Genomic DNA, 18,486 nt, shown 5'->3' with positions numbered 1-18,486 from the left:
TTCGGATTTTAGGAACAGATAAAAATGACATTGAAACCCGCTCGCCTGCTCATGCTGCTCGTCGCTGCCCTTGCGCTGCCAGTTATGGCGCAAAACCTCGCCGTGGTGAACGGCAAACCCGTTCCTTCGTCGCGCGCCGACGCCATGGTCAAGCAGCTGGCTGCTCAAGGTCAGGCTGATTCGCCCCAGCTGCGCGCAATGGTCAAGGAAGAATTGATCAACCGTGAAATCCTGATCCAGGAAGCTGACAAACGCGGCCTGAGCAATAGCCCTGACGTCAAGAACCAGGTTGAAATTGCCCGCCAGTCGATCGCAATTCGTGCGCTGGTTCAGGACTACCTGAAGAAGAATCCGGTCAATGATTCCGAAGTTCAGGCCGAATACGACAAGTTCAAATCCCAGGCCGGCGATAAGGAATATCACGCTCGCCACATCCTGGTAGAGAAGGAAGATGACGCCAAGGCGATTATCACCAAGCTCAAGGGCGGTGCCAAGTTTGAAGACCTGGCCAAGCAATCCAAGGACCCGGGTTCCGCAGCCAATGGCGGTGACCTCGACTGGGCGTCTCCTGCTTCGTTCGTGAAGCCGTTCTCCGATGCAATGGTTGGCCTGCAGAAGGGCCAGATCACTGAAACACCGGTGAAGACACAATACGGCTTCCACGTAATCAAGCTGGAAGATGTCCGCGCAGCCAAGATCCCGACGCTGGAAGAAGTAAAGCCGCAAATTGCGGAATCGCTGCAGCAGAAGAAGTTGCAGGCTTTCCAGGAAGACCTGCGCAAAAAGGCTAAAGTGCAGTAAATCAGTAAGCCGGTTCGTTCTCGGCACGACGAATAAAAAGCGCTCCAATTGGAGCGCTTTTTGTTTGGCCTGCGATTCTTGGTCTTGGGTACGCATAACGCATCATTTAACGCGACACTTAGGACACCATTTGCAAGCCTCGGGCCGGATACTACAGGTTCTTCCTGAAGGTATACCGCCCGAAGACCCAAGCCGGCTTTAGCCCACCCATTTGCGCGCATTGCGGAACATGCGCATCCATGGCGAGTATTCGCCCCAGCCTTCCGGATGCCAGGAATGCGTCACAGTACGGAAAACGCGCTCCGCATGCGGCATCAGGACAGTGAAGCGTCCATCCGGCGTAGTGACGGAGGTAATACCCTGTGGCGAGCCATTCGGGTTGTACGGATAGGTTTCGGTCGCCTTGCCGTTATTGTCGATCCAGCGCATGGCGACAATCGCTTCCTTGATATTGCCAGTCTGCGAAAAATCGGCATACCCTTCACCATGCGCCACTGCGATCGGGCTTTGCGTTCCGGCCATGTCATTGAAGAAAATGGATGGCGAATTTGTTACCTCGACCATCGCGAACCGGCCTTCAAACTGTTCCGACTTGTTGCGCGTGAACTTCGGCCATGCATGCGCGCCCGGGATAATCGACTTCAGGTTGCTCATCATCTGGCAGCCGTTGCAGATACCCAGGGCAAAGGTGTCGCCGCGATTGAAGAATACCGAGAACTGTTCAGCCAGCTTGGCGTTGAACAGAATTGTCTTGGCCCAGCCTTCACCCGCGCCCAGCACGTCGCCATACGAGAACCCGCCCACCGCGATAAAGCCGCTGAAGTCGGCAAGACGTGCACGGCCGGCGATCAGATCGCTCATGTGCACATCCACTGCCGTAAAGCCCGACTTGTGCATGACATACGCGGTTTCGATATGCGAATTGACGCCCTGTTCTCGCAGGATCGCTACCTTTGGCTTGACGCCGGTCGCGATGAATGGGGCAGCAATGTCAACGTGCTGTTCGAAGGTGATGATCGGCGTCATGCCTGGATCGGAAGTATCGAGGATGCGTTCGTATTCGGCATCGGCGCAGGCCGGATTGTCGCGCAGCCGCGCTATACGCCAGCTGGTCTCGCTCCACATGCGTTGCAGTTCAACCCGTGTCTGGCTGTACACCAGTTTCGCGTCACGCATGAATTCGATGACGTCGCGATCGTTGAGCTTACCGATGATGTGACTGCAGGCGCCAAGGTTATACGAGCGCAGCACCGTCATGACATCCGACTTCTGATCCGCACGCACCTGGATCACGGCACCGAGTTCCTCGTTGAATAAGGCACGCAATGTCAGTTCGTTACGCCGCTCGGCGACCTGCCCGGCCCAGTTCTTGGAATCTCCCCAGTCGGATGCATGCTCGCCTTCCATGGTCAGGATGTCGAGGTTCAGCGACAGGCCGGTGCGGCCGGCAAACGCCATTTCGCACAGAGTGGTGAACAAACCACCATCGGAACGGTCATGATACGCAAGCAGCTTGCGTTCGTTGTTGAGTTGCTGGATCGCGCAGAAAAAAGCCTTCAGATCTTCAGCACTGTCCACGTCCGGTACGGTATTGCCGATCTGCTGCATCACCTGGGTCAGCGCCGATGCACCCATGCGATTCTTGCCGCGGCCAAGGTCGATGACGATCAGTACGGTATCGCCGGCATCGGTCCGCAATTGTGGTGTCAGCGACAGGCGCACATCCGGAACCGGAGCAAACGCCGACACGATCAGCGAAACCGGCGAGGTGACTTCCTTGGAACCGCCTTCATCCTTCCAGGTGGTGCGCATGGACAGCGAATCCTTGCCAACCGGGATGCTCACGCCCAATGCTGGACATAGCTCCATGCCGATTGCCTTGACAGTATCGAAGAGCGCTGCATCCTGGCCTGGCTGGCCGCACGCCGCCATCCAGTTCGCCGACAGCTTGATGTCGGAGATATCGGCAATCGGTGCTGCGGCGATATTCGTGATTGCCTCGCCCACGGCCATGCGACCGGATGCCGCAGCGTCGATCACAGCTAGTGGCGTACGCTCACCCATAGACATCGCTTCCCCGCGATAGCCTTCGAAACCCATCGTGGTGACGGCGCAGTCGGCCACTGGAACCTGCCATGGCCCGACCATCTGATCTCGTACTGATGTGGCACCGACCGTGCGATCTCCGATGGTGATCAGGAAGGACTTGTCGGCCACCGTCGGCAAACGCAGCACACGCTGCGCGACTTCGACGAGGTCCATGCCGGTCAGGTCGACGGCGGGATATTCATTACTGACATGCGTTACATCACGGTGCATCTTGGGTGGTTTGCCGAGCAGGACTTCCATCGGCATTTCGACCGGATTGTTGCCATGCTCGGGGTCGATGACCTTGAGCTGACGCTCTTCGGTGGCGGTGCCGACGACGGAGAACAGGCAGCGTTCGCGCTCGCACAGGTACTGGAACAGCGGCAGGTCGTCCGGCGCGATCGCCAGCACATAACGTTCCTGTGATTCATTGCTCCAGATTTCCTTGGGCGCCATGCCGCTCTCTTCAAGAGGCACCTTGCGTAGGTCGAAAATCGCGCCGCGCTTCGCGTCGTTGGTGATTTCGGGGAAAGCATTGGACAGGCCGCCCGCACCAACGTCATGAATCGACAGAATAGGATTGTCGTCACCCATCGCCCAACAGGCATTGATGACTTCTTGCGCGCGCCGCTCCATTTCGGGATTGCCGCGTTGAACCGAATCAAAATCGAGATCGGCGGTATTGGTGCCGGTCGCCATCGATGACGCCGCGCTGCCGCCCATGCCGATACGCATCCCAGGACCGCCAAGCTGGATCAACAGGCTGCCAACCGGCAAGTCATTCTTCTTCGTATGCTTGGCCGAGATATTGCCCATGCCACCGGCGATCATGATCGGCTTGTGATAGCCCTTCACCGAACCACCGACATTCTGTTCATAGGTACGGAAATAGCCGCCAAGATTAGGACGGCCGAATTCGTTGTTGAATGCAGCGCCCCCGATCGGGCCGTCGATCATGATTTGCAGCGGCGAGGCGATGCGGTCGGGTTTGCCGTAGATACCTCCCTGTGCATGCGCTGGCCGCTGCGATACAGGAACTGCCACGTCACGGGCGTTTTCCCAGGGCTGAACCGCATGGGTAATCATCAGGTTGGACACGGTAAATCCGGTCAGGCCTGCCTTGGGTTTGGCCCCTCGCCCGGTCGCGCCTTCGTCGCGGATCTCGCCGCCCGCACCGGTAGAAGCGCCTGGGAAAGGAGAAATCGCGGTCGGATGATTATGCGTCTCCACCTTCATCAGGATGTGAGTCAGCTCTTCCGACGCTTCGTACACGTTGCCGCTGGCTGCGCCGCGCGGATAGAAACGCGATACGGTCGCACCTTCGATAATCGATGAGTTGTCGCTGTACGCTACGACCGTACCCTTGGGGTGCAGCTCGTGGGTGTTCTTGATCATCGCAAACAGCGACTTGTCCTGCCTGACGCCGTCGATAGTCCAGTCCGCATTGAAAATCTTGTGGCGGCAATGTTCGCTGTTGGCTTGCGCAAACATCATCAGTTCCACGTCGGTCGGGTTGCGTTTAGCCTGCGTAAAGGCGTTGAGCAGGTAATCAATTTCGTCTTCCGACAGCGCCAGGCCGAGTTCGCTGTTCGCGTTGACCAGCGCAGTCTTGCCGCCGCCAAGGACATCAACGAATTCCAGCGGCTTTGCTTCGAGTTCGCGGAACAGACGGCCGGCGTCGTTAGCATCCCGCAGCACGTTTTCGATCATGCGGTCATGTAGCAGTGCTGCGATCGGCTGGATAGCCGCTTCCGGCAGTTTTCGTGCACCGCCCAGCAGGCCGGATTTCACCTGAACCCGGTAGGAAATACCACGCTCGACACGCTTGATATGGGTCATTCCGCAGTTGTGCACGATGTCCGTCGCCTTGCTGGCCCACGGTGAAATCGTGCCAAAACGGGGAATGACAACGAATTCATCGCCATCCGCACTGCCAGTGAACGGTTCGCCATAGGTCAACAATGCGTCCAGTCGTCCGATCTCATCCTGAGTCGGCGCGGAAGCCGCGTCGATAAAATGCAGAAAACGGCCTGTCACACCGACGATGGACGGCTCGACTTCTTGCAACTGTGACAAAAGGCGCTGGGTACGGAAGGCAGACAGGGCATTGGAGCCCGGCAGAATCAACATGGCGGCGAGAAATTTGATGCAGCTCCGGCCGGATCGCGGTCAGGCTGCGGGTTAAATCGGGAAACCGCGATTATACCGCGACGCCGCATCATGGCATCCTGCTAATCTACTTGCCAACACTGCCGGCCTGCAAGGGTGCGCAACCCGGGCATGGCGTTGAGTCCCCGCTCCATAGTGATCGCAAGGTTTCGCCCTGCGCGGGCCGGTATGCTATCGTTGCCGTGCCGATTATTTTGTAGTTCTTGCAGCATGAATCCCCTTACTTCCAAATCGATTCCCGCACTGGACCGATATTCCCGCCACTCCCTGGTTGATGTGTGTCTTGAAGAAGCGGAAAAAACCCAATCGATTTTCACCCGGCTTTATCCCGATGCAGCCCGTGCCGCCGGGGAACATGCAGACGCCATGCGCGCCGCGGGCGTTGAAATATCACCGCTTGCGGGCCTGCCGGTATCGATCAAGGACTTGGTGGACATTGCCGGTGAAACGACCCTGGCGGGCTCTACCGTTCTGCGTGATGCGCCACCTGCCAAAGCTGACGCGCCGGTGGTAAAGCGCTTGCGCATTGCCGGCGCAGCTATTGTCGGCAAAACCAATATGACGGAATTCGCGTTTTCCGGCGTCGGCCTGAACCCGCACTACGGCACGCCTGCCAATCCGGCCGACACGACGGTGGCCCGCATTCCGGGAGGGTCATCGTCCGGTGCCGCGGTTTCGGTCGCAACCGGTTTATGCGTTGCCGCCATCGGCTCGGATACCGGCGGCTCAATCCGCATTCCGGCGGCCTTGTGCGGGATCGTCGGATTCAAACCGACGGCGCGCCGTGTCCCGAGCGCCGGAACGATTCCCTTGTCGACCACGCTGGATACCATCTGCGCCATGACCCGTTCGGTCGAGGATTGCATTCTGGTCGACAGCATCATTGCCGACAACGCCCTGTCCATTCCTGATCTGCCGCTGGCGGGCCTGCGGCTGGCTGTTCCCTCCACCTTAATGCTGGATGCACTTGAACCGCATGTTGCGGCGTCCTTCTCTGCTGCCCTTTCGCGCCTATCCGCGGCTGGAGCAAAAATCATCGACATGCCGTTCGCCTTGCTGAGCGAGGCCGCTGATCTCAACAAATTTTCCGGCGCCGAATCCTTTGCGTGGCATCGTGGCCTGCTGGCAAACCGGGAAGCGGAATACGATGCCAGGGTCGCCAAACGTATTCGCACCGGCGCCGCAATGAGTGCCGCCGACTATATCGATCTGCATCGCAAGCGCAGGGACTGGATCATGCGCATGGAAGACGCACTTGGTCCCTTTGATTCTCTGATCATGCCGACCACGCCGATTGTTGCTCCACCCATTGCGGAACTGGAAGCATCCGAAGACGCCTTTTTCAAGGCAAACGGACTTCTGTTGCGCAATCCGTCAACCATCAATTTGCTGGATGGTTGCGCGGTATCCGTTCCCTGTCATGACGAGGGAACGTTGCCGGTCGGCCTCATGATTGCCGGTCCTGCGATGGCGGATCGTAAGGTCCTGGCGGTCGCGCGTGCAATTGAGAACGCACTGCAGTCCTGAAAAATAATAAGTCGCGAAATAATATACGCAATATTCGCGACGCCTTGCGTCAAAGGCAGGTAGTACATGCTTATGCTGGCGATCCCGGTCACCCTATTGAGGAACTAAGGATTGCCAGTGCCGCTTAGCTAAAAGCTGATTAAGCTTAGTTTAAAAATCTTTCAACACCAGTTTGCCAATCACGTGTCCAGCCTCGATCCGTGCGTGGGCCGCGCGTAGATTGGCGGCATTGATCGGACTGAATACCTCATTGCTTGTTGTGCGGAGGATGCCTGTATCGACCAGGCGTGCAATCTCGTTCAGCAAGTTTCCCTGTTCGGCCATGTCGGCGGTCTGGTACATGGAGCGGGTGAACATGAATTCCCATGCAAAGCCGGCGCTTTTCGATTTCAGCAGGCTGACATCCAGCGCTTCCTTGTTTTCCACGATGGTACAGATCGTCCCTTGCGGAGCAACGACCTCCGCCGCGGCCGGAAAGTGTCTGTCGGTATCGTTCAGAATCAGCACGTAATCCACATTGGAAAATCCCGCTGATTTCAATTGCGCCGGCATGTCGCCAAAATGATCGATGACATGATGCGCGCCGAGCTGGCGCACCCATGCGATCGATTCTGGCCGGGACGCCGTTGCAATGACAGTCAGACCAGCTACTTTAGACGCAAGCTGGACCGCAACCGATCCCACACCGCCGGCACCGCCCACGATGAGAATGGATTTACGTGGCAAGGCACGGGGCGGTGTCGGAACATGCAGGCGGTCGAACATTGCTTCCCATGCCGCGATGGCAGTCAATGGTAGGGCCGCCGCCTGTTCATACTCCAGGGTCGTCGGCATGGTACCGACGATTCGCTCATCAACAAGGTGGAATTCCGAATTTGTGCCGGGACGAGTGATGTCGCCTGCATAGTAGACTTGGTCGCCAGGACGAAAACGCGTGACTTCCGGTCCGACCGCTTCGACGACGCCCGCAGCATCCCAGCCCAGCACGCGGGGTGTTGATTCGATATGGCTTTTTGGTGCGCGGACTTTTGTATCGACCGGGTTGACCGAAATGGCCTTGATGGCGATGAGCAGATCGCGCCCTGTTGCCACGGGCCGGTCGAGTGTCGTATCGAACAAAGACGCCGGATGGCTGATGGGCAGATATTGAGTAAGGGCGACAGCTTTCATGATTTTTCCTGTTGGGATCGTGGTATCGGCGAGTGAACGGCCATATGTCATTTGGACAGGCCAACGGCTGAAAGAATTATGGCTTTCTTGTTTTATTGAATAAACCAATCGATAATTGATTTACTTTCAAAAACTTTTTGACAATGTACTCGACTGCCGACCTGCAACTGTTCGTCCGGATTGCCGATACTGGCAGCCTTTCCAAGGCAGCCCGCGAACAGCATCAGTCGCCCGCAGCCGCCAGTGCCGCCTTGCAGCGACTGGAGCAACGCCTAGGCACCTTGCTCTTTGTGCGGTCTACGCGAAGCATGCGACTGACAACAGGCGGAGAAATATTCCTCGACTACTGCCGTAACGCGCTTGCCTTGCTCAAGGAAGGCGAATCCATGCTGATGGCGGACCGTGGCAGCCTCAAGGGACATGTCCGTTTATCAGCACCATCGGATCTTGGACGCCGCACCTTGTTGCCATGGCTGAACCGATTTCAGGCCATGCATCCGGAAGTCATGCTGACTTTGCAGTTTTCCGATCATGTACTGGACCTGCGGCGTGATCCGGTGGATCTGGCTTTCCGGTATGGCAAGCTGGATGACTCTTCACTGGTGTCGCAGCATTTGGCCGACAATTACCGCGTGGTTGTCGCCTCCCCTGCCTATCTTGAAAAACACGGCTCACCCCGTAGCCCTCGTGATCTGACCACGCATAACTGCCTGTTGTACTACCTGAAGCCGGGCTTGTTCAATACCTGGCGTTTCCATGCAGGCAAAGAAACCGTTGACGTCAAGGTGCGAGGCGACCGCATGTCCGACGACGGCGGTATCGTACGTGAGTGGGCAGTGGCAGGATTGGGTATTGCCTATAAATCATGGCTGGATGTCATGCCCGATGTGCGCGGCGGCGCACTGGTCACGATACTTGATGACTTCTCTGGAGAAGAATCGCCACTCAGCGCGGTCTATCCGCACCGAAACAGTATTTCGCCCGCGGTACGCGCATTGATAGCCTTTGTACGTGAACAGTTTGAGCAAACCGAGTGGCATGCGCCGCATCAGAGCGTTAACGTACGGCACAGAATAAAATGATGCTCTCGAACTAGAAATGTGTCCCGCGGTCTACGACTCATTCCGAGCAAAGCTTCTGACCCATACACATTCAACAGCATTACCAGGTAGATACTACGTGACACAACAAAAACAGGTTGCCGTGATCGGAGGCGGCGTCGTCGGCGTCTGCACCGCCTATTTTCTTGCCGAGGCGGGACACGATGTCGTCGTCATCGAGCGTCATCATAACGTGGCACAGGAAGCAAGCTTTACCAACGCAGGCATGGTGGCACCCGGCTACACTGGTCCTACTGCCGCCCCCGGCATGCCGCGCAAGATTCTTTCCTCGCTCTTTCGCAGCGAATCTTCGGTAAGTGTCAAGCTGTCGACAGAACGCGCCTTATGGCGCTGGGCACGGAGCTGGCTGGATGAATGCGAAGTCGATCGTTACCGTATCAATCGCAGCCGCATGCAACGCATCGCTTTCTACAGCCGTGACCTTCTGCGTCTGATGCGCGATCACTATCAAATCGACTACGAACAGACCCAGGGAGTGCTTCAGCTGTTTCGGACCCAGAAAGACCTGGCATTGGCGAGGCCGGCAATCAACATGCTGGCCGAATATGATATCCCCTTCATGATGCTCGACGCCGACGGCGCACGGACGGTGGAACCCTCACTTGCGTCACATACGCCATTTGTGGCGGCCCTCTATCTTCCTGAAGATGAAACCGGCAACTGCCCATTGTTTGCCAAGCGCATGAAGTACATCGCATCATCGATGGGCGTGCAATTCCACTTTACCAGTACGGTCGAAGCGCTGGAACCCGAGGCCGGGGGCGTTGGCTTGCTTATTAACGGCAAGCGTTTTTCAGCGGATGTGGTCGTTGTGGCCGCAGGCGCTGAAAGCGCGCGCCTGCTTAAGCCGCTCGGGATACAAGTGCCAATTTATCCAGTAAAAAGCTACGCCGCAACAGCGCTGATCAAAAACTTCGACCATGCGCCACGCGCCGCCATCATCGATGAAGCCTATAACGTCAGTCTGGCTCGAATGGGTGGACGCATCCGCCTTGCGGGCATTACGGAAATCGGACCACGCAACGACGAGTTGCAGGACCATGCGCTGCGGACCCTTGTCAAAGTCGGCAGCGACTGGTTTCCACATGCCGGGAGTTATGCAAAATCCAATTTCTGGTCCGGAACGCTCCCTACGTTGCCGGACGGTCCTCCTCTACTTGGCGCGACTCATGTAAGAAATGTTTATGTGAATATCGGACATGGCGCACACGGCTGGGGCATGGCAGCGGGCTCGGGCAAAGTAGTCGCAGACCTGATCTCCGGACAGACACCCGAGATCGACCTTGATGGCTTGACCATGGCGCGCTATGGATAATATCGACTGCCTCGTTATCGGCGCCGGCGTGGTCGGCCTGGCGGTGGCGCGCGAACTCGCGCTGGCAGGACGCGAAGTCATGGTCGTCGAACAGCATGCGGCCATTGGCATGGAAACCAGTTCCCGCAACAGTGAAGTGATTCACGCGGGCTTGTACTATCCGACCGGCAGCAGGAAGGCCAGGCTTTGCGTGACGGGGCGCGACACACTCTATGCCTATTGTGACGAGCGTGGCATTCCTTACCGCCGCTGCGGAAAACTGATCGTTGCCACGTCAGAAACGCAGTCTGTCAAACTCGCCGCGATTCTAGCTCAGGCGCATGAGAATGGCTGCCCCGAAGTGGTATCCCTTTCTGCGCACGAGGCGCGCCGCCTGGAGCCTGAGATTCATTGTGTCGCTGCCCTCTCCTCACCGAATACGGGCATCATCGACAGCCATGCGTATATGCTTGCTCTGCAAGGCGATGCAGAAAACGCAGGTGCCTTGTTTGCATTTGGAAGCAAGGTAACTGGCGCCGCCTTGCGTGAAGAAGGCATGGTTGTACGAGTGAGCAGCGACAGTGGCAGCAATAGCAATGGGATACGAGATGAGATTGAATTGCATGCAAAGCTCGTCGTGAACTGTGCAGGCTTGTGGGCACCACGCCTGGCGCGGACAATTCAAGGGCTGGACCAGAGCGTAACGCCAGGCGCCTGGTTTGCCAAAGGGAACTACTACTCGCTCGCAGGCAAGGCGCCTTTTTCACGTCTTGTATACCCGGTGCCCGAGGCCGGAGGCCTTGGTGTTCACCTGACACTGGATCTGGGCGGACAGGCACGCTTTGGCCCTGACGTCGAATGGCTGGACGAAGCGATCACAGCCATCGATTACCAGGTCGACCCACGGCGCGCTGACAATTTTTACCGTGAGATTCGCGCTTACTGGCCAGCCCTGCCTGACAATGCCCTGCAACCTGCGTACTCCGGCATTCGCCCGAAGATCAGCGGCCCCGATGAGCCTGCGGCCGACTTCGTATTCGCCAGTCACGGTAGCCGCCATTACCTCGGCCTGTACGGCATCGAATCGCCCGGCCTCACCGCATCGCTTGCCATTGCAAAACATATAATGACAATGGCCGGGAGCACGTAAATGAAGGTGTATCCCTTCGCAATAATCGGTTATAAAGCCTCGCGACAAAGGCCACTACTTCGTTTGATAACCTATTCATAGATCGCATGACAGACCACTTGCCCAGCACTCGCGTTGCTAATATTGCCAACGGCGCCGGCAGTTCCCCCATGCATGACCCCACAGCGCTGTATACCGTGGCGCAGATTCGCGACATCGAGCGCGAAACCCTGTCCTCCATTCCGCCGGGTACCCTGATGCAGCGCGCCGCGAAGGCAGCCGCTTCAATGGCCCTCTCGCTTTTGAAGCCACCACCTGGATCGGCAAAGGTGTTGCTCGTTGCCGGTCCAGGTAATAACGGAGGTGATGCGCTTATCATGGCATGCTTGCTGGCTGATGCCGGCCTGCATCCAACCGTGATGGTCTGCGCCGATCCTGCCCGCCAGCCGCAAGATGCGCAGCGCGCACTGGAGCGCGCGCAGGCGGTCGGCATCCGGTTGATTGCTCCCAGCGCCGAAGCCATCCGTTTTCCGGTGGATTGGGATCTGGTGGTCGACGGCTTGTTCGGCATCGGTTTGACGCGCGCCATCTCCGGCCCTCTTGTGGCTCTGGTCGAAGCGATCAATGCACTGCGCTGTCCCGTGCTATCGCTGGATATCCCCAGTGGGCTCGACGCCGACAATGGCTGCGTCGTCGGCGGTGACGATGGCGTCGCCGTGGTCGCCACGCATACCCTGACCTTTATCGGCAACAAGCCTGGCTTGCATACGAACGAAGGCCGGGATCATGCGGGCGAAGTACAGGTAGCAGGCCTTGATATTGATCTCAGTACATTTGCTCCTGCACTGGCCTTCCTTGGCAGCGAGCGGCTGTTCCTGCGCCATCTCAGGAAGCGTCGCCATAGCTCGCACAAGGGAAGCTACGGCGATGTGACGGTGGTGGGTGGTGCACAAGGGATGGCCGGTGCACCGGTTCTGTCATCACGTGCTGCGGCACACTGCGGCGCGGGCCGCGTCTTCACGGCTTTCCTGCATAACCCGCCCGCATATGACTTCCTGCATCCGGAATTGATGTATCGCGACGCCGCACAACTTGAATTTCATACCGGTGTCGTGGTCGCCGGTCCCGGCCTCGGCACATCCGACGAGGCACGATCAGTTCTCGAACGCATCCTGCAGAGTGATTGCCCGCTGGTGCTCGATGCGGACGCGCTCAACCTGCTTTCGCGGCATCGTGATTTGATCACAGTGGTTTCGCAACGTGCCGCCCCTACCATGCTAACGCCACATCCATTGGAAGCGGCCCGCCTGCTGCAATCCGACACGCATCAGATTCAGGCAGACCGGCTGATCGCTGCGAGGACACTGGCGCAGCAGTGCAATTCAGTCGTTATTCTGAAGGGGTCGGGCAGCATCATTGCCACCCCGGACGGATCGCTGGTGATCAATCCCACCGGCAATCCGGCACTCGCCACTGCTGGTAGTGGCGATGTTCTGGCAGGAATGTGTGGCGCATTACTGGCGCAATCGCTTCCCTGCCGGGAAGCAGCACTGGCGGCCACGTGGCTGCATGGCCATACGGCCGACGCATTGGTGGTGCAAGGCGTGGGGCCAATCGGCCTGACGGCGGGTGAACTGATCCCGGCGGCACGTCAAATTCTTAACCAGCTCACGGAGCAGCATGCACAGCGCGACAACCCGCGCTAGCCTCTGGGTTGGAATTGCCTGTCTGGTCGCCGGTCAGTGGACGCTTTCCCTGCTCGATACCGCGGGGAAGCTTCTGGCACAGGCCGGATATCACGTGGTAATGATTGCGTGGATGCGTTACACGATCAACACCGTTTTCATGGCGGTGACCTTGGCGCCGCTTTACCGGCACAAGACCGGACGTAGCATCCTGGCGACTCGACAACCGGGCTTGCAGATATTTCGCGCGGCCATGCTGCTGCTCTCCACGATCGTGTTTTTCTCGGTCTTGAAGATCGTACCCTTGTCCGAAGGGACGGCAATGAATTTTTGCGCACCGTTGATTGTATTGGCTGTATCGCCGTGGCTACTGAAAGAGAAATCCTACCCCTCGCGCTGGGTCGCCGTGGCAGTCGGCTTCATGGGGATGCTGATCGTGATGCGCCCGGGGGGCGGGATCGTCCCTGCAGGCGTGTTGCTTGGCGCAGCCTCCGCAGTCATCTTCGCCGGCGTCTCGGTACTGAGCCGCAAAACCAACCAGACCGATCATCCTTTAGTGACGCTGTTTTATGGCGGTCTGGTAGGCATGATCGTCAGTAGCTTGATTGTGCCGTTTTTCTGGTCCTCCCATATGCCGACCGTACGGGAGTGGCTGATCCTTGCGTCGACGGGGATCACCAGCACCATCGGGCACTACTTCGTCAACAGCGCCTATAAGCATGCAGAAGCGTCATTGCTCACACCCTTCTTTTATCTGCAGATTATTTCTGCCACCGCCATGGGCTGGCTGGTGTTCCATCAGTTACCGGATAGTCTGACTGCACTCGGCATCGGCATCATTTGTGCGAGCGGCATGGGCATTGCCTATGTCGAGCATCGGCGCAACCACCCACAACGCGCCGGAACCGCTGAACTCCCAGTCAGCTCAGGCGACCAGCCGCAATCGTGATCGTGCGCTTGCAGCGTGCCGCGATCGATGGGTCGTGCGTGACAAGGACCAGTGTAGAGCCGCGTTCCTCATTCAGTTCAAACATGAGCTTGATCACCGAGTCACCTGTCGCAGCATCCAGACTGCCGGTAGGCTCGTCGGCAAACAGTAAAGGCGGCGCGGTCACGAAAGCACGGGCCAACGCCACTCTCTGCTGTTCGCCGCCCGACATGTACTTGGGATAGTGACGCAAGCGGCTGGACAGGCCCACGCGGCCAAGCATCGCTTCCGCTTTTTGTTTCGCTTCGTCATCGCGCCGCAGTTCCAATGGAAGCATCACATTTTCCAGGGCGGTGAGGTGTGCCAGTAGCTGAAACGACTGGAATACGAATCCCAGCTTGGCTTGACGCAACCCTGCACGCCCATCCTCGTCTAAGGCAAAGATATCGACACCATCCAGCTTGACGGTCCCTTCCGAAGGGGTATCAAGTCCAGCAAGCAATCCAAGCAAGGTCGACTTGCCGGACCCCGATGCGCCGACGATCGCCAGCGTCTCTCCCGGCTGCACGGTAAAATCGATTTCACGGAGGATGGTAAGTTCGCCAGTCGCATCGGCGACGCGTTTGCTCAATCGAATGACTTCAATAGCAGCTGACAAGGAAGAAGGACCGGGCATGCAGGATAACTGGAAGAAATATGGAATCGGGGCCGCAAGCATGCGGTGGTTGGCGGCATTATCGCTCGTGTTGTTCACCACCGGTGCTTATTCTGCATCAAAAACAGTGCTCGTGCTCGGCGATAGCCTTTCTGCCGAATACGGTCTTGCACGTGGTAGCGGCTGGGTTACCCTTCTCGAACAGCGAATCCGTCAATCAAAACTCAATGTGAACGTTATCAACGCCAGTATCAGCGGAGAAACGACCAGTGGAGGAAAGGCGCGCCTTCCCGCATTGCTGACCCAGCACCGACCTGATGTGGTCGTGATTGAACTTGGAGCCAACGACGGTTTGCGCGGATTACCCGTCGCGTCTGCTGAACGTAACCTGAGTGACATGATAAAAGCTTCAAAATCTACGAATGCCGAAGTACTGCTGATAGGGATGCAGATACCGCCAAATTACGGGCGAGAGTACACGCAGCGCTTTACCGGGATGTATGAAAAACTGGCGAAGGAAAACAAGATCGGACTAGCGCCCTTTCTACTCCAGAAAGTAGCAGATGATCCTAAGCTGTTCCAATCGGACCGGATCCACCCCGTGGCGGAAGCACAACCCATCATGCTCGACAATGTGTGGCCATATTTGAAACCGCTGTTAAGTAAGTAATGTTGAGCGGATGTGAAAACTGTTATGCCACAAAACAAAAGCCGCCTTTATAAGGCGGCTTTTGCAAAGGTACGCTAAAGCGCAATTTTCGCTTACTTGGTTTCCGTTCCCTCTGCAGGCGTGGTACCGACCGGCTTCAGAATTTCGACTTTCGACTTTTTCTTCAAGGCTTCTAGATAGGCAAGCGCTTCCTGCTGTGCCAACGCATTCCCAATCTGCTGCTGTTCGCCTTGGCGGCGCGCTGTATCGGTTGTGGCCGGCTGAGACACCTTGGTAATACGATAGACGCCATATCCTTGTGCGCCAAGGTCAACCCCGACAAAAGCAGGCAGCTTGGTGGTATCAGTCTTCATGACAACCGGAATAGCCGCGGGTGTAATACCTTGTGTCTTGGTACGCGACACGACCTTGGTCTCGCCAAAACCTGCGGCATCGTCACCTGATTTCAATTTCGCGAGCTTCGACTCCCCAGCCTTTTTGGAGAGTGCTGCAGCTTCTTCCTGCACAACGCGTTCGCGAACGGCAGCCTGAACTTCTTCAAATGGACGGCGTGTCACCGGCTTGTACTCAATGACATGGCCTGCAATCAGGGTGTTCGGCGCGACTTCAACGGCCTCAGTATTGCGCTTGTTCTTGATGGCCTCATCAGAGAACAATGCCGCGAGAAACTTGGGGTTATTATAAGGCGCGGTCGGAGCAGTTGCCGGATTGGGAGTACGTGTCAATCCACTAACCGTTTCGATCTTCAGCTTGAGCTTGTCCGCAACCGGTTTAAGACTATCTGCCTGTTCGTAAACTGTATTGTTGAACTGCTCGGCAAGTTCAGTAAATTTCTTTGCAGCGAGCTGCTTCTTGATGTCAGCAGCGATCTGCTCCTTCACCTCATCCAATGTCTTGGCGGTCGAGGGTTTCACAGCCGTCAACTGGATAATGTGATAGCCGAAATCCGATTCGACAACGTCGCTGATCTCGCCCTGTTTGAGCTTGAAGACCGTGTCCTCGAATGGTTTGACCATCATGCCCTTGCCGAAAAAGTCGAGATCACCACCACGCTCGGCGGAACCGGGATCCTGCGAATTTTCCTTGGCAACCTTGGCAAAGTCCGCTGGATTTTTCCGGACCTGAGCCAGCAGTTTCTCGGCTTTTTCTTTCGCGGCAGCCTTGTCGGCAGCAGAAGCATTCTTGTCAGCCTTGATCAGGATATGGCTGGCGCGGCGCTGCTCTTCTTCGCTATAGCGGGACGCATTCTGATCGTAGTAGGACTTGATGTCCGCGTCACTTACCGTGATTTGCGAAGCGACGACATCACTATTGAGCACGACGTACTCGGCCTTGACCTGCTCCGGAATTTCAAACTGCTTGGCATTCTTTTCGTAGTATGCCTTCAGCATCTCTTCGGTCACTTTAACCTGGGAGGTAAAATCCGATGCCTTGAACAGGATTTCCTGAACTTCGCGCTGCTGGTCGTTCAAATCCGAAAGCCGATTCGCGACGGTCTTCGGCGCAAACGCAGTTCCCTGCACCCCACCGCTTATCTGCTGCAGGCTCAAGTCCTGGCGCAACCGCGCTTCATACATTGCGGGAGTCATGCCTTGTGTGGCCAGCAGGGACTTGTAACGCTCGACATCGAATTTCCCATCTGCGCCGGTCAGTCCGGGGATCGCGAGAATATTCTGCTGGAGAGCCTGATCGCTGACCGAAAGGTTATTCTTGGCGGCCTCTGCTGCGATCACACGCTGCGCAATCAAGCCATCGAGGATATTTTGCTTCGCTTCAGGCGTATCCAGAAGTTTGGGATCGAACTGTCCACCAAACATTTGGCGCAGACGTTCCATCTGCTCGCGCTGTGCGTTTTCGAATTCTTGCTGAGTGATGGTTTGTCCAGCCACTTTGGCAATCGCATTGTCTCCCTCGCGAAAACTCGTATAGCCCTCGAGACCGAAAAATGCAAAAGATGGGAAGATAAACAGCAGAAGCGCGAATTGCATGAGGCGCCGATGCGTACGAATGAATTCAAACATATTCAGTCCATAAAATACGGATTGCGGAAATACCATTTGCACCGTTCGTACCGCTTGATACGGCCTGGCCGGATGGCAGGGAAAGCAGCATTTGCCGCACTTTGCAAAAAGCATTGCCACATATGAAAAAAGGCGAACTCGCGTTCGCCTTTTTTCGGTTTTTGGCGGAGTGGACGGGACTCGAACCCGCGACCCCCGGCGTGACAGGCCGGTATTCTAACCGACTGAACTACCACTCCTGATACTTGCTGCGTGCTTGGCTGTTTTGGTGGGTGCTGAGAGGCTCGAACTCCCGACCTACGCCTTGTAAGGGCGCCGCTCTACCAACTGAGCTAAGCACCCGGATCCACTTAGTCAGCCAAACTTCCCAGACGTTTGTCACCACGTCGAGAAAAACAAGATTATATAGGATCTTTTATTTCGTTGCACTAGAAAATGCAAACTTCCTGCATTTCTCACCGTACAACTTAACCCGCTTTTCCCTAATGCTATTTGTAAGGTACCGAATGACATCGATGGATTTCTGGGCTGACAATACGCAAGAGGAATCGATAGCATTGCTATTGACTACAGTGCAGTCAGGCGAGAAAAGATGCGATTTCATTTTTCGTTATGGCTTGGGATCAATAGCCATCTCTGCCACTCTATGCATTAAGCAATTGCAACCTATGTCGTTCAGTTGAGCGCGTCTTTGAGGCCTTTACCGGGGCGGAACTTCGGGACCTTGGCCGCTTTGATTTTGATGGCATCACCAGTGCGCGGGTTGCGTCCAGTGCGTGCGGCGCGCTTGCCTACCGTAAAAGTACCGAAACCCACCAGTGTTACAGACCCGTTTTTCTTCAGGGTGGTTTTGACCGCACCGATCAATGCGTCGAGCGCGCGTGTTGCGGCAGCTTTTGAGATGTCTGCATTACCCGCAATATGATCGATCAACTCAGTTTTGTTCACTAGTGCCCCCTCTTGGATGTTGGAACATGCTCTGCATATTTGTTAGATTTTTACACTGCAGGCAAGGACGAGAAAATGCAGATGAGAAACTTCTGCGGGGACTATTTAACAAGCGGCAAACCCTTGTGTCAAGCGGTTTCCCTTTGATTCCACACAATTGGTTGCATTACACTTCAGAGTGTTTAGAAACAAGACACTCAAACTGATCAGATAATAAAAAACGCGCTTCGAAAAGCGCGTTTTTTATTCCTGCTGTACCGTCGGTTTACCCGACTAAGAC

At 56.4% G+C, this 18,486-nt stretch carries 13 protein-coding genes and 2 tRNA genes; 8 read left to right on the top strand and 7 right to left on the bottom strand.

What is annotated here, in order from left to right; translation table 11 throughout:
- Positions 1–24: 24 nt before the first annotated feature.
- Positions 25–801 carry a peptidylprolyl isomerase gene (locus ACFQUU_RS04665; RefSeq protein WP_382243319.1) on the top strand — a complete coding sequence of 259 codons (777 nt, stop codon included), beginning with the start codon at positions 25–27 and terminating at the stop codon, positions 799–801.
- Between the two features lie 198 nt (positions 802–999).
- Here ACFQUU_RS04665 and purL read toward each other — a convergent pair whose 3' ends face one another.
- Positions 1,000–5,019, bottom strand: a complete 4,020-nt coding sequence (purL, locus tag ACFQUU_RS04660) for a phosphoribosylformylglycinamidine synthase (protein WP_382243317.1) — start codon at positions 5,017–5,019, stop codon at positions 1,000–1,002.
- A 249-nt stretch (positions 5,020–5,268) separates the two neighbouring features.
- Between purL and ACFQUU_RS04655 the strand changes: the two genes are divergently transcribed.
- Positions 5,269–6,585 carry an amidase gene (locus ACFQUU_RS04655; RefSeq protein WP_382243314.1) on the top strand — a complete coding sequence of 439 codons (1,317 nt, stop codon included), beginning with the start codon at positions 5,269–5,271 and terminating at the stop codon, positions 6,583–6,585.
- A gap of 150 nt (positions 6,586–6,735) precedes the next feature.
- Here the strand turns inward: ACFQUU_RS04655 and ACFQUU_RS04650 are convergent, their stop codons facing one another.
- Positions 6,736–7,755 (bottom strand): zinc-binding alcohol dehydrogenase family protein, encoded by a 1,020-nt coding sequence (locus tag ACFQUU_RS04650; RefSeq protein WP_382243312.1) that lies wholly within the window; start codon positions 7,753–7,755, stop codon positions 6,736–6,738.
- A 143-nt stretch (positions 7,756–7,898) separates the two neighbouring features.
- On the opposite strand from ACFQUU_RS04650, the gene ACFQUU_RS04645 reads away from it, so the two are divergent.
- From ACFQUU_RS04645 to ACFQUU_RS04625, 5 genes are all read left to right on the top strand, one after another.
- Positions 7,899–8,837: a LysR substrate-binding domain-containing protein gene (locus tag ACFQUU_RS04645; RefSeq protein WP_382243399.1), complete on the top strand. Its 939-nt coding sequence runs from the start codon at positions 7,899–7,901 to the stop codon at positions 8,835–8,837.
- Between the two features lie 97 nt (positions 8,838–8,934).
- Positions 8,935–10,191 carry a D-amino acid dehydrogenase gene (locus ACFQUU_RS04640; protein ID WP_382243309.1) on the top strand — a complete coding sequence of 419 codons (1,257 nt, stop codon included), beginning with the start codon at positions 8,935–8,937 and terminating at the stop codon, positions 10,189–10,191.
- A complete protein-coding gene (locus ACFQUU_RS04635) occupies positions 10,184–11,320 on the top strand; it encodes an NAD(P)/FAD-dependent oxidoreductase (protein WP_382243306.1) in 1,137 nt (378 codons plus the stop codon). The genes ACFQUU_RS04640 and ACFQUU_RS04635 overlap by 8 nt, the downstream gene beginning before the upstream one ends.
- A 149-nt stretch (positions 11,321–11,469) precedes the next feature.
- Positions 11,470–13,005, top strand: coding sequence for an NAD(P)H-hydrate dehydratase (locus tag ACFQUU_RS04630; RefSeq protein ID WP_382243303.1), 1,536 nt, complete (start codon positions 11,470–11,472; stop codon positions 13,003–13,005).
- Positions 12,980–13,933 carry a DMT family transporter gene (locus tag ACFQUU_RS04625; protein ID WP_382243301.1) on the top strand — a complete coding sequence of 318 codons (954 nt, stop codon included), beginning with the start codon at positions 12,980–12,982 and terminating at the stop codon, positions 13,931–13,933. The genes ACFQUU_RS04630 and ACFQUU_RS04625 overlap by 26 nt, the downstream gene beginning before the upstream one ends.
- Here the strand turns inward: ACFQUU_RS04625 and ACFQUU_RS04620 are convergent.
- Entirely contained in the window at positions 13,905–14,588 is a 684-nt protein-coding gene (locus ACFQUU_RS04620; RefSeq protein WP_382243298.1) for an ABC transporter ATP-binding protein, read from the bottom strand. The genes ACFQUU_RS04625 and ACFQUU_RS04620 overlap by 29 nt on opposite strands.
- Positions 14,589–14,628: 40 nt before the next feature.
- Here ACFQUU_RS04620 and ACFQUU_RS04615 point away from each other — a divergent pair, with 40 nt between their 5' ends.
- Positions 14,629–15,237: an arylesterase gene (locus tag ACFQUU_RS04615; RefSeq protein WP_382243396.1), complete on the top strand. Its 609-nt coding sequence runs from the start codon at positions 14,629–14,631 to the stop codon at positions 15,235–15,237.
- Between the two features lie 92 nt (positions 15,238–15,329).
- Here ACFQUU_RS04615 and ACFQUU_RS04610 read toward each other — a convergent pair whose 3' ends face one another.
- From ACFQUU_RS04610 to ACFQUU_RS04595, 4 genes are all read right to left on the bottom strand, one after another.
- Positions 15,330–17,258, bottom strand: a complete 1,929-nt coding sequence (locus tag ACFQUU_RS04610; RefSeq protein ID WP_382243295.1) for a SurA N-terminal domain-containing protein — start codon at positions 17,256–17,258, stop codon at positions 15,330–15,332.
- A 162-nt stretch (positions 17,259–17,420) separates the two neighbouring features.
- A tRNA-Asp gene (locus ACFQUU_RS04605) sits at positions 17,421–17,497 on the bottom strand.
- A gap of 27 nt (positions 17,498–17,524) precedes the next feature.
- Positions 17,525–17,600 (bottom strand) — tRNA-Val (locus ACFQUU_RS04600).
- Positions 17,601–17,933: 333 nt separating this feature from the next.
- The gene (locus tag ACFQUU_RS04595; RefSeq protein ID WP_382243393.1) at positions 17,934–18,224 is read right to left on the bottom strand and encodes an HU family DNA-binding protein; all 291 of its coding nucleotides are present in this window, start codon (positions 18,222–18,224) and stop codon (positions 17,934–17,936) included.
- Between the last annotated feature and the right edge of the window lie 262 nt (positions 18,225–18,486).

The organism is Herbaspirillum sp. GCM10030257 (assembly GCF_042666555.1).
Lineage (GTDB): Bacteria > Pseudomonadota > Gammaproteobacteria > Burkholderiales > Burkholderiaceae_D > Noviherbaspirillum.
Note: the sequence above shows the minus strand (reverse complement) of the source record. Positions and strands in the feature narration are given on the sequence as shown.